Annotated in this window: 12 protein-coding genes; 5 read left to right on the plus strand and 7 right to left on the minus strand. The window is 69.6% G+C overall.

Going from position 1 to position 10,685, the window contains the following annotated elements; all coding sequences use genetic code 11:
- Window positions 1-659, minus strand: a 659-nt coding sequence (locus ACTWQN_RS37785; RefSeq protein WP_443208487.1) for a GOLPH3/VPS74 family protein, incomplete at its 3' end; no start/stop codon positions are given.
- A gap of 351 nt (window positions 660-1,010) precedes the next feature.
- On the opposite strand from ACTWQN_RS37785, the gene pdhA reads away from it, so the two are divergent.
- The 3 genes from pdhA to ACTWQN_RS37800 are packed head-to-tail and all read left to right on the plus strand — an operon-like array spanning window position 1,011 to window position 4,639.
- Window positions 1,011-2,243 (plus strand): pyruvate dehydrogenase (acetyl-transferring) E1 component subunit alpha, encoded by a 1,233-nt coding sequence (gene pdhA / locus ACTWQN_RS37790; protein WP_443208488.1) that lies wholly within the window; start codon window positions 1,011-1,013, stop codon window positions 2,241-2,243.
- Complete coding sequence (locus tag ACTWQN_RS37795; protein ID WP_443208489.1) at window positions 2,243-3,259, plus strand: alpha-ketoacid dehydrogenase subunit beta; 1,017 nt, start codon at window positions 2,243-2,245, stop codon at window positions 3,257-3,259. The genes pdhA and ACTWQN_RS37795 overlap by 1 nt, the downstream gene beginning before the upstream one ends.
- Before the next feature lie 12 nt (window positions 3,260-3,271).
- Entirely contained in the window at window positions 3,272-4,639 is a 1,368-nt protein-coding gene (locus ACTWQN_RS37800; protein WP_443208490.1) for a dihydrolipoamide acetyltransferase family protein, read from the plus strand.
- A 71-nt stretch (window positions 4,640-4,710) separates the two neighbouring features.
- Here ACTWQN_RS37800 and ACTWQN_RS37805 read toward each other — a convergent pair whose 3' ends face one another.
- Both ACTWQN_RS37805 and ACTWQN_RS37810 read right to left on the minus strand, forming a co-directional pair.
- A complete protein-coding gene (locus ACTWQN_RS37805; RefSeq protein ID WP_443208491.1) occupies window positions 4,711-5,181 on the minus strand; it encodes a pyridoxamine 5'-phosphate oxidase family protein in 471 nt (156 codons plus the stop codon).
- A 41-nt stretch (window positions 5,182-5,222) separates the two neighbouring features.
- Window positions 5,223-5,645 (minus strand): hypothetical protein, encoded by a 423-nt coding sequence (locus ACTWQN_RS37810; RefSeq protein ID WP_443208492.1) that lies wholly within the window; start codon window positions 5,643-5,645, stop codon window positions 5,223-5,225.
- Between the two features lie 443 nt (window positions 5,646-6,088).
- Between ACTWQN_RS37810 and ACTWQN_RS37815 the strand changes: the two genes are divergently transcribed.
- Complete coding sequence (locus ACTWQN_RS37815) at window positions 6,089-6,304, plus strand: hypothetical protein (protein ID WP_443208493.1); 216 nt, start codon at window positions 6,089-6,091, stop codon at window positions 6,302-6,304.
- Window positions 6,305-6,456: 152 nt separating this feature from the next.
- On the opposite strand, the gene ACTWQN_RS37820 is transcribed toward ACTWQN_RS37815, so the two are convergent.
- From ACTWQN_RS37820 to ACTWQN_RS37830, 3 genes are all read right to left on the minus strand, one after another.
- Window positions 6,457-6,990, minus strand: a complete 534-nt coding sequence (locus tag ACTWQN_RS37820) for a hypothetical protein (RefSeq protein ID WP_443208494.1) — start codon at window positions 6,988-6,990, stop codon at window positions 6,457-6,459.
- A gap of 114 nt (window positions 6,991-7,104) precedes the next feature.
- Window positions 7,105-8,313, minus strand: coding sequence for an acyl-CoA dehydrogenase family protein (locus ACTWQN_RS37825; RefSeq protein ID WP_443208495.1), 1,209 nt, complete (start codon window positions 8,311-8,313; stop codon window positions 7,105-7,107).
- A 149-nt stretch (window positions 8,314-8,462) separates the two neighbouring features.
- Window positions 8,463-9,014, minus strand: coding sequence for an SCP2 sterol-binding domain-containing protein (locus ACTWQN_RS37830; protein ID WP_443208496.1), 552 nt, complete (start codon window positions 9,012-9,014; stop codon window positions 8,463-8,465).
- 120 nt (window positions 9,015-9,134) lie between these two features.
- Between ACTWQN_RS37830 and ACTWQN_RS37835 the strand changes: the two genes are divergently transcribed.
- Entirely contained in the window at window positions 9,135-9,788 is a 654-nt protein-coding gene (locus ACTWQN_RS37835; protein ID WP_443208497.1) for a TetR/AcrR family transcriptional regulator, read from the plus strand.
- Between the two features lie 19 nt (window positions 9,789-9,807).
- Here the strand turns inward: ACTWQN_RS37835 and ACTWQN_RS37840 are convergent, their stop codons facing one another.
- Complete coding sequence (locus tag ACTWQN_RS37840; RefSeq protein ID WP_443208498.1) at window positions 9,808-10,635, minus strand: MaoC/PaaZ C-terminal domain-containing protein; 828 nt, start codon at window positions 10,633-10,635, stop codon at window positions 9,808-9,810.
- Window positions 10,636-10,685 lie beyond the last annotated feature (50 nt).

The raw sequence follows: 10,685 nt of genomic DNA on the forward strand, positions 1-10,685 counted from the left end.
CCAGCACCGGGCTTCCCCAACCACGACGGGATCGCGGCGATGGCCACCAGCATCGCCGCGACCGCGGCGCTCACCGCGTCGCCGAGGTCCTGGGTCTCGGCGATCGACTTCAGCCGGTGCCGCTGCGCCCGGTCGAACCCCAACGCGTAGACCAGTCCGCTGTGGTGCACCAGCGCGGCCAGCAGCGCCAGCCGGGCATCGACCGGCCGCGCACCGCAGGCGGCCTCGCGCAGCCCGGCCAGCAGCGCCTCGCGGGTCGGCGGATCCGGGTGGTAGCGGTCGTCGGGCAGCACGCCGAGGAACTTCCGCCGCTCGTGCCGCAGCAGCCCCTGCTCGACCAGCACCGACCGGTGCGCCAGGAACGCCCCGGTCCGGCACGGCAGCCACCAGCTCAGCTCGACCGGTCGGTCCTCGTGACCCGACCACCGCTGGAGCTCCGCCAGCAGCCGATCCATCCACGGCAGCCCGCTCCAACCCGAATCGACCAGGCGCACCGCCGTGCCGTCCAAATCGATGCGATCCCGCAGGGCCAACTCGCCGATCTCGGCCGCGGCGGTCGCCGTGTTCGGATTCGCGCTGACGTAGTGCGAGCCGTTGTCCCGGTGCAGCAGGAGCACGAATTCGTCGGGCAGCGTGAGGGGGTTCGTGAACTCGGCCACGTGCCCAGTCTGGGCCTGTTCCCGGCCCTCGCACACCGGTCGCGCAATGTCGGGAACACGATGGTCCACAAGGCGTTAGTCGGATCTCCATTACTTCGATGACCTGCGGTTTTCGCCTCATGGGGGGCGAACTACGGTGATCAGGCGGGAGGACGCCCGGGCGGCACACGGCCGGGCTGAATCCCTGTGGCAGGGCTCACGAGAGCGACCGATTTCGTGCCAGGATGACGGGGAGCGATCCAACACTCCGGTCCACCGCCAGACCCACCAGGTCATCGGCGGTTGCGGCCGGGGCAGCTGGGCCACATCGCCAAAAGCGAGGTGGTTCGGCGAGACAAGAGGAGATCACACATGTCCCCCGAACAATGGACGCGATCGGGCACCTCATCCGCGACCGAAGGCACCGCCGGACCCCCTGCCGCTACCGCAGCGAAACCCACACGGGAGCAGGTGATCGCCGGTTTGCGTGCCACGAGCGAAGGCGGAGCTGACCTGGTTCAGCTCCTCACCCCAGAAGGTCAGCGGGTCGAGCACCCGGACTTCGACATCGACATCTCCGCTGCGCAACTGCGCGACCTGTACCGGGACATGGTGCTGGTGCGTCGCGCCGACCGAGAAGGCAACGCGCTGCAGCGGCAGGGCCAGCTGGGCATCTGGGTGCCGCTGCTGGGCCAGGAAGCCGCCCAGATCGGTGCCGGTCGTGCGATGCAGCCCCAGGACATGGCCTTCCCCAGCTACCGGGAACACGGTGTCGCCTGGTGTCGCGGCATCGACCCGACGGAACTGCTGGGCATCTTCCGCGGCACCGACCACGGCAGCTGGGACCCGAACGCCACCCGCTTCCACCTGTACACGATCGTCATCGGCAACCAGTGCCTGAACGCCGCTGGTTACGCCATGGGCCAGCGCTTCGACGGCAAGGTCGGCGATGCCGACGGGGAAGCCACCCTGGTCTTCTTCGGTGACGGCGCCACCAGCCAGGGCGACGTGCACGAGGCCATGGTGTGGTCGGCCGTCTACGACGCCCCGGTGGTGTTCTTCTGCCAGAACAACCAGTGGGCGATCTCCGAGCCGCTGGAACGCCAGACGCGGGTGCCGCTGTACCAGCGCGCCAGCGGCTACGGCTTCCCCGGCATCCGGGTGGACGGCAACGACGTGCTGGCCAGCCTCGCGGTCACCAGGTGGGCGCTGGACGAGTGCCGCCAGGGCAACGGCCCGGTGCTGATCGAGGCGTTCACCTACCGGATGGACGCGCACACCACCTCCGACGACCCGACCCGCTACCGGCTCGCCGACGAGCAGGAGGCGTGGAAGCTCAAGGATCCGATCGAACGGCTGCGGGTGCACCTGATCCGCGAGCAGATCGCCGCCCAGGACTTCTTCGACGGCGTCGACGCCGAGGCCGACGAACTCGCCGCGCGGCTGCGCGAGTTCTGCTTCAACATGCCCGAACCACCACCGGCCAGGATGTTCTCCGAGGTTTACGCCGAGGAAACCCCGCAGCTGGCCGCCCAGCGCGAGGAATACTTGCGCTACCTGGCCGGATTCGCCGACGACGAGGCGATGGCAGGAGGTGTGCGCTGATGGCCGCACCCGCATTGGAACGCCCCACGACCAAGGCTGGCACCCAGACGGTCACGATCGCCAAGGCCCTGAACATGGGCTTGCGCGCGTCGCTGGAGCGCGACCCGAAGGTCCTGGTGCTGGGCGAGGACGTGGGCAAGCTCGGTGGGGTTTTCCGGATCACCGACGGCCTGCAGAAGGACTTCGGTGAGCACCGGGTGCTGGACACCCCGCTGGCCGAGTCCGGGATCATCGGCACCGCCGTCGGGCTGGCCATCCGCGGCTACCGGCCGGTGTGCGAGATCCAGTTCGACGGGTTCATCTTCCCCGGCTTCGACCAGATCGTCTCCCAGCTGGCCAAGCTGCACTTCCGCAGCCAGGGCAAGCTGACGATGCCGGTCGTGGTGCGGGTGCCCTTCGGCGGTGGCATCGGCGCCGTCGAACACCACTCGGAGTCGCCGGAATCGCTGTTCGCGCACGTCAGCGGCCTGAAGGTGGTGTCGTGCTCGAACCCGGTCGACGCCTACTGGATGCTGCAGCAGGCCATCGACTGCGACGATCCGGTGCTGTTCTTCGAGCCGAAGCGCCGCTACTACGAGAAGGCCGAGCTCGACCCGACCGCGCCGCCGATCCCGCTGTACAGCTCGCGGGTGGTGCGCGCGGGTTCGGCGGTGACCGTGGCGGCGTACGGGCCGATGGTGCGCACCTGCCTCGACGCGGCGACCGCCGCCGCGGAAGACGGGATGGAGCTGGAGGTCATCGACCTGCGCTCGCTGTCCCCGCTGGACCTGGACCCGGTGTTCGGGTCGGTGCGCCGCACGGGCCGGTTGGTGCTGGTCAGCGAGGCGCCCGCGGAGTCGTCGATCACCTCGGAGATCACCAGCCGGGTGCAGCAGGAGTGCTTCTACTCGCTGGAGGCACCGGTGCTGCGGGTGACCGGCTTCGACACGCCCTACCCGCCGAGCAAGTTGGAGGAGGGCTACCTGCCCGACCTGGACCGGGTGCTGGACGTGGTCGACCGTTCGCTGGCGTACTGAGGGAGTTCTTCGATGGCGCTCAAGCAATTCCCGCTGCCCGACGTCGGCGAGGGGCTGACCGAAGCGGAAATCCTCGGCTGGCGCGTCCAGCCCGGTGACACCGTCACCGTCAACCAGGTGATCGTCGAGATCGAGACGGCGAAGGCGGCGGTGGAGCTGCCCTGCCCGTGGGCTGGCACGGTTCGCGAACTGCTCGCCGAACCTGGGCAGACCATCGAGGTCGGCTCGCCGATCATCGCGATCGATCTCGAAGGCGGCGCGGCCCCGGGGGCGGCCGCCGAGGGGTCCGGCAAGATCGGCGAGGAGTCCAACGGCCGCATCGCCACGCTGGTCGGCTACGGCCCGCGCACGACGAGCGCGAAGCGCCGTCCGCGCAAGGGCCGGGCCGGTGTGCCCGCGCAGGTCCCGGCACCCGAACCCGAGCCGGTCGCCGCGCAGGCCGTGCCAGCCCAGACCGTGCCAGGACAGGGCGTGCCAGGACAGGGCGTGCCAGTGCAGGGCGGTTACGTGCCGTTGGCGAAGCCGCCGGTGCGCAAGCTGGCCAAGGACCTCGGGGTCGATCTGCACGCGCTCGCCGGTACCGGATCCGGCGGCGTGATCACCCGCGAGGACGTGCAGTCCGCCGCCGGGGATGCGGTCCTGGGCCTGGCCCCGACCGGCACCACGGCCGAAGCGCCGGTCGGACGCGAGCGGCGGGTGCCGATCAAGGGCGTCCGCAAGGCGACCGCGCAGGCGATGGTGGACAGCGCGTTCACCGCGCCGCACGTCACCGAGTTCCTCACGATCGACGTCACGCCGATGATGGAGCTGCGGGAACGACTGAAGTCGCACCCGGAGTTCCGGGACGTCAAGATCACGCCGCTGGCGTTCGCGGCGAAGGCCGTGTGCCTGGCGGTCCGCCGGACCCCGGACGTGAACGCCACCTGGGACGAGTCGGCTGGCGAGATCGTCTACAAGGACTACGTGCACCTGGGCATCGCGGCCGCCACGCCGCGCGGCCTGGTGGTGCCCAAGGTTCGAGACGCCGACCGGATGTCGCTGAAGGAACTGGCGGCGTCCCTGGAACGGCTGGCCAGCACCGCGCGGGAGGGCAGGACGACCCCGGCGGAGATGGTGGGCGGCACGATCACGATCACCAACGTCGGCGTGTTCGGCGTGGACACCGGCACCCCGATCCTCAACCCCGGTGAGTCGGCGATCCTCGCGCTCGGCGCGATCCGCGACATGCCGTGGGTGGTCGACGGCCAGGTGGTACCGCGCAAGGTCTGCCAGCTGGCACTGAGCTTCGACCACCGGGTGGTCGACGGCCAACAGGGCTCCCAATTCCTAGCCGACGTAGCCGCCCTCCTAACCGACCCCAGCATGGCGATCACCTACTGATCGAGGTGAAGGGCACCTTTGACCGGCTTACTCGGTCAAAGGTGCCCTTCACTCTTACCCGATCGGGGTCGTCAAGTGCGGTTGAAGGTTTGGGTGCCCTTGGTTGGGGTCCAGTGGTGGATGACCAGGTGGGTTTGGTCGTCGGAGACACCGGTGGTCGTGATCTCGGTGAGGTTCAGGCGGAAGAGGTGTGATTCGGGGCTGGGTGGATTGACCTCTTCGACCCAAGCTCGTTGCTCGTCGCCGGTGATCTCGATCGCCCGGCCCGCGAGCTTCACGTCCGGTCCGGTCATCGAACCGTCGCCGGGGTTGGCGTGCAGTGCGAAGCGCGCGTCCCGCCGCAGGTCGAGTGCTTTCTTGGAGCCCGGCATCGAGCCGAGCGTCAGGTCCGGGCCGCGCCAGGCGACCTCGGTGCCGCTGACCCGCGGCGAACCGTCCAGGCGCAACGTGGCCAGCACGTGGTGCCTGGCCGCTTCCAGTCGCGCCCGGACGGTTTCCGCCAGTTCAGGGGCCTCAGCAGCGAATTCCTGCCACGTCGTCATGCGCGTCATGGTGACATCGGTCACCGACAGCGCCCGTGGGATCAGTCCCCCTTGCGCCGCCGACCGCCCCGCCGGGACCCGGTGCCCGCCGAAGCCGCCACCGGCTCCGGTTCGGCCGGTGTCTCCTCCACCGTGGACTTCTGCTCGTCGTACTCGCGGAGGAAGTCAAAGGCGTGCTGGTCGAAGTCGTGGATGTCGAGCTCGGGCAGCTCACCGAGTTCGTCGTGCAATTCCCGGAAGATCGGTGTCTCCAGGTCAGGGGTGGTCTTGTTCACCGCTTCGCCCTCCCGTTCACTCTCGAAGCTGTGGCCGGGCCGCCGCCAGCGACGCTGTCGCTGGCGCGCCCCGATGCCGAGCCCTCCCCGCGGGGCTCGCTCGGCGCGGCGCAGGCGCCACTCGTGCCCGTGCCGCGTCGGTGTGACGCACGCCGACGCCGATGATGATTCGACGGCGCCGACATTCATCCATTCAGACGAACGTCGAAGGTGCACCTGCCCAGTCGCATCCAGGCAAGGACTCACGAAATCGTGCACCTTCCCGGTACAACTCAGGCATCCTTTGTGCAATTCCGCACCGTGGCGAACGCCACTGGCGTGCGCCGGGCGAGCCGTTCCGACGGTGCTACCGCCCCCGGCGGAGGTGAATCGCGGCTTCGCCCGGTGGGTGCGCGGATCTAACCGCGCGCCGACATCGCCACCCGAGCCGACGGCCCGGTACCACGGGCGGTGCGGCCCGAATCCCCTCTGCCCGGTCGAGTTCAGCGCGCCCCGACCACGGCTCGCGACGGATCGGTGGCCGCGGATAACCCGCCTGTTCGGACGATGCGGACGGCGTGCCGCGGTCGGCTGCCGAACCATCGGGCTCGTCGGGACATGGCGTCCCGGCGTCCCCGAAGGGAGACATGATCATGGGAAACCGCGTCAAGAAGGCCGTCATCGCCACTGGCTTCGGGCTCGGCATGCTGCTGGCCACGGCCGCCCCCGCGCTCGCGGATCCATGGGACAACGAAATCAGCGTTGAGCAGTGCTGGTGGGGCGGCGGCGAGGTTGTCGTCACCGCATGGGGCACCCACGCGTGCTGGGGTGGCGCGTTCGACGACGCCGAGGTGACCCACTGGGATTGATCTGAAGTCGTGGCGGGGCGAACCCTCCCCCGCCCGCGACACCCCCGTCAGCTCAGGCGGTCACCGACCGCCGACCCGAGCTCCCAGGACCAACGAGGGCAGCCCCCACCCAGGGCTGCCCTCCCTGGTGCGGGGCAACCTGCCCAGTACGGTCACCGAACCTCGCCTGCCAGCACATCGCCGCGCCATGCGGCCAGCCGCTCTTCGAGCGCGCCGTCTCCGAGCAGCACATGCCGACTGAACGCGTCCCTTTCGTGGGCCAGCACCGCCGCCTCCCACACGCACGGGGCGAGGCCCGATCGGCCGGGCCGCAGCTGACCGGCGTCACCGGCTGGACCGGTGAAGACAGCGAGGTCGGACATGTACCCCTCGATCCACGTGTGCACCAGGACGTAGTCCCCGTCGCCACCGGCGTGCACCAGCAGCACGGAAAGCCCGAGGGAACCCCGAAGATATGCCGACGTGAGGTGATCGGCTGCGATCCGCTGCGCGGCCTGCGCGTCCTGGTCCGCCACGGTCCGCCCAGGCGCCTCTATCGCATAGGACTTGACGACGTGCCCGGCGATCTCGGAGCTGCCCAGCGAGCGCACGGTCCGCGCGTGGTGGCCAGCGGCCAGCGCCAGCAACACGTCCGGATCAGCAGGTGCCGGAGACCGCCCGAACCGGGCTTCATGCGAGTTGGTCATGCGGGCAGAATGCATGCCTCCCTGCGGCACCCGACACAGGCGTGCGATCCGCCGGGCACCGCGTCGATGAAATCAGCGGTCGAACATCCGCGGCCGTTGCCACCACCTGGCCGCTCAAGCGATGTGCCGCCCGGAAATCGCCCTGGCCACGACGAGCTGCTGGATCTGTTCGGTGCCTTCGAAGATGTCGTAGATCTTGGCGTCGCGGTGCATGCGTTCCACCGGGTATTCGCGGGTGTAGCCGTTGCCGCCGAGGATCTGGATGGCTCGTTCGGTTGCCCAGGTCGCGACCCGCCCGGCCTTGAGCTTGGACATCGAGCCCTCGCCTGCGGTGAACCCACCGTTGCGGCCCAGCCACGCCGCCCGCCACACCAGCAGCCGCGCCGCGTCGATCTCCATCCGCATGTCGGCCAGGGTGAACGCGATCGACTGGTTCTCGATGATGGGACGCCCGAAGGTTTCCCGCTGCTGCGCATATTCGAGCGCGGTCTCGTAAGCGGCGCGTGCGATGCCGATGGCCTGCGCGCCGACGGTCGGACGGGACAGCTCGAAGGTCCGCATCGCCGCCTGCGAATTGGCCTTGCCGCCCTCGTTGGCGCGGGCCAGTCGTTCGTCCAGCTTCTCCTTGCCGCCCAGCAGGCAGCGGCCGGGCACCCGCACGTCGTCGAGGAACACGTCGGCGGTGTGCGAGGCGCGCAACCCGTGCTTGCGGATCTTTTTCGGCGAGGCCAAGCCCTTTGTGCCGGGTGGCACCACGAAGGCGGCCTGGCCGCCCGAGCCCAGCTCCGGGTCGACGACGGCTTGCACGACGTGCACGTTCGCGATGCCGCCGTTGGTCGCCCACGCCTTCTGGCCGCCCAGCACCCATTCGTCGGTGGCCTCGTCGTACACCGCGCGGGTGCGCATCGCCGAGACGTCGGAACCGGCGCCGGGCTCCGAGGAGCAGAACGCCGCGACCTTCGGATCGCTCTCGTCGCCGTAGCACTGCGGCACCCACTCGGCGAGCTGGTCGGGTGTGCCCGCGGCGAAGATCCCCGCCACGGCGAGGGTGGTGCCGAAGATCGCCATGCCGATGCCGCCGTCGCCCCAGAACAGCTCTTCGTTGGCGATGGGCAGCGACAGACCGGTGTCGTCGGCCCAGAACGTGGCCAGGGTTTCGAAGCCGTAGAGCCCGATCTTGGCCGCCTCCTGGATGATCGGCCAGGGGGTTTCCTCGCGCTCGTCCCACTCCTGCGCGGCCGGTCGGATGGTCTGCTCGGCGAAGCCGTGCACCCAGTCGCGCAGCTGCTGCTGGTCCTCGCTCAGTTCCAGGGAGAAAGTCATCGTCGTCCTGTCAGTCCTCGTCCTCGACGCGGCGCCAGCCGCATGCCGCGGGGTCCTCGCGCGAATTTTGGGAAAGCTGCTGCGTGTCGGTGCGGTTAGCGGGAGCGGCGATTTCGCGCGAAATCGCCGCCCACCCCCGCAAAGCATCTTCAGGCCTTGGGGATCTGGAACAGCTTCGTGAGTCCGGCGGCGAACCCGAGGTCACCGGCGACCTTGAGCTTGCCCTTCATGAACAGCATCGGCGCCGAGACGTTGCCGGAGGCCAGCTTGAGGAATTCGGCGGGCGGCGTGGTGATCGTGACCCTCGGTTCGCGCTGCGGGTCCTTGCTGACCGTGCAGTTGCCCCCGGCCAGCACGCATTCGTAGCGCAGCAGGTCGTCGTCGGTGCCGATCCGCCAGCGCACCACGGCTTCGATCGCGCTGGCCCTTTCCGACTCGTAGTGCTCGCCCATCCGCCGGAACACCTCGTCGAGGATGCGTTCGCGCAGTTCGGGGCGCCGCATCACGGCCTCGATCTGGTCGTCGGAGGCGCGCGAGATCAGCCGCGCGAACTGTTCGGGGCGAAGTGCGCCGAGGTCCCCCGCGCCGTCGTCGGCGAGTTCGGAGGCGGCTTCCAGGAGCGCGACGAACTCCTGCTCACCGACTTTCCGGGGGTCGACTTCGCCGAGGGTGGCGATGGGGTCCGACTCGGGTTGGGGCATCAGCGCTACCTCCATTACCTACTCGCGAGTAAGACTACGTTCGAGTAGGTTCGAAGGCAAGCGGCGAAACGTGCCGGATCTGATCTAGCCTGGCGCGAAAAGACCAGCGTAAGAGGTGAAATGGTCGATCGTCAGGACAACGGCCGCCCCCGGTCGCGGCGCCTGCCGCGGGAGGTGCGCGAGCGGCAGATCCTGGACGCCGCGGTCGAGGTGTTCGCCACGCACGGCTTCCACAGCGCGTCGATGGACGAGATCTCCGAGGTCGCGAGCATCTCCAAACCGATGCTCTACGCCTACCTGGGCGCCAAGGACGAACTGTTCGTCGCGTGCATCCGGCGCGAAGGCACCCGGCTGATCGAGGCGATCAGCGAAGCGGTGGAAGCCGGGTTGAGCCCGGCGGAGCAGCTGTGGCGTGGCCTGCGGGTGTTCTTCGAGTACGTGCACCACAACCAGGCGGGCTGGGCGGTGCTGCATCGGCAGGCCAACGTGCAGGGCGAGCCGTTCGTCAGCGAACTCGTGGAATGGCGGGAGCGGGCCACCAGCCTGATCGCGGCGCTGCTGGCGCAGGCCACCGAGGGGTCGGCGCAGCCGATGCAGCCGGAGCAGACCGAGCCGTTCGCGACAGCGCTGGTCGGTGCGGGCGAGGCGCTGGTGGAGTGGTGGTTCCAGCATCCCGAGCACGCCGCCGACGGCATGGCGATGCGCCTGATGAACATGGTCTGGATGGGCTTCGGCGACCTGGTCGAAGGCCGCTCCTGGTCGCCGGGCTCGTGAGGTCCGCGGGCACCGGTGCTCAGCGGACCGCGCCCAGCAGGTGGGATTTGCCGGTACGCGAGCGCACGGCGAAGGCCCAGCCGGTGTCCTGGCGGTGCATCGCGAAGTCCACAGTGGATGGCAGCAGCAGCGGCTTGCGGAACTCGACGTCCACCGTGCACGCATCCGGGAGCCGCTCCGCGAACGCCGCCAGGCAGCGCGCCTTCGACCACATGCCGTGCGCGATGGCCCGGCGGAACCCGAACGCCTTGGCCGCCAGGGGATGCAGGTGGATCGGGTTGCGGTCGCCGGAGATCGCCGCGTAGCGGCGCCCGGTGTCGCCGGGCACCCGCCAGAGCGCCGTCGGTGCGAGGTCCGCGGGATCCCGCCGATGCGGCGCTTCCGCGGACGCCGCGCCGCGCCGCAGGTAGGTGCTGACCTCCCGCCACACCACCGCATCGCCCACGCTGGTCTCGGTGACGACGTCGAACTGCCGCCCCCTCGGGTGCGGGCGCAGGTCGGTCACCCGAACCCGCTGGGTCAGCTCGTCGGTGACCAGCAGCGGGCGCTCCTGGCGGATCGAGTTGGCCACGTGCACCAAGCCGACCAGTGGGAACGGGAATCCCGGATCGGTCATCAGCCGCACCGCCAGGCCGAAGGACAGCACGTGCGGATAGGTGATGGGCAGTTCGTCGCGCAGTCCGAACCCGCAGACCCGGTCGTACTCGGCCAGGTGGTCGCGGTCGATGTTGATGCCGCGCCGCAGGTATTCGGTGTCCGGCAGCCGATCGCCCCGCCGAGCGGGCCCGGTCGCGACCGCCTTGAGGTACAGCGCGGAAAGCTTCGGTGCAGTGCTCAGTTCCGGCATCGCGGGTTCCGTTTCCGTGGGGAGGTGGGGTCGGGGGGGGGGGCCGCGCG

This window comes from Saccharopolyspora antiqui (assembly GCF_052246905.1).
In the GTDB taxonomy this organism is placed as follows: Bacteria; Actinomycetota; Actinomycetes; order Mycobacteriales; family Pseudonocardiaceae; genus Saccharopolyspora.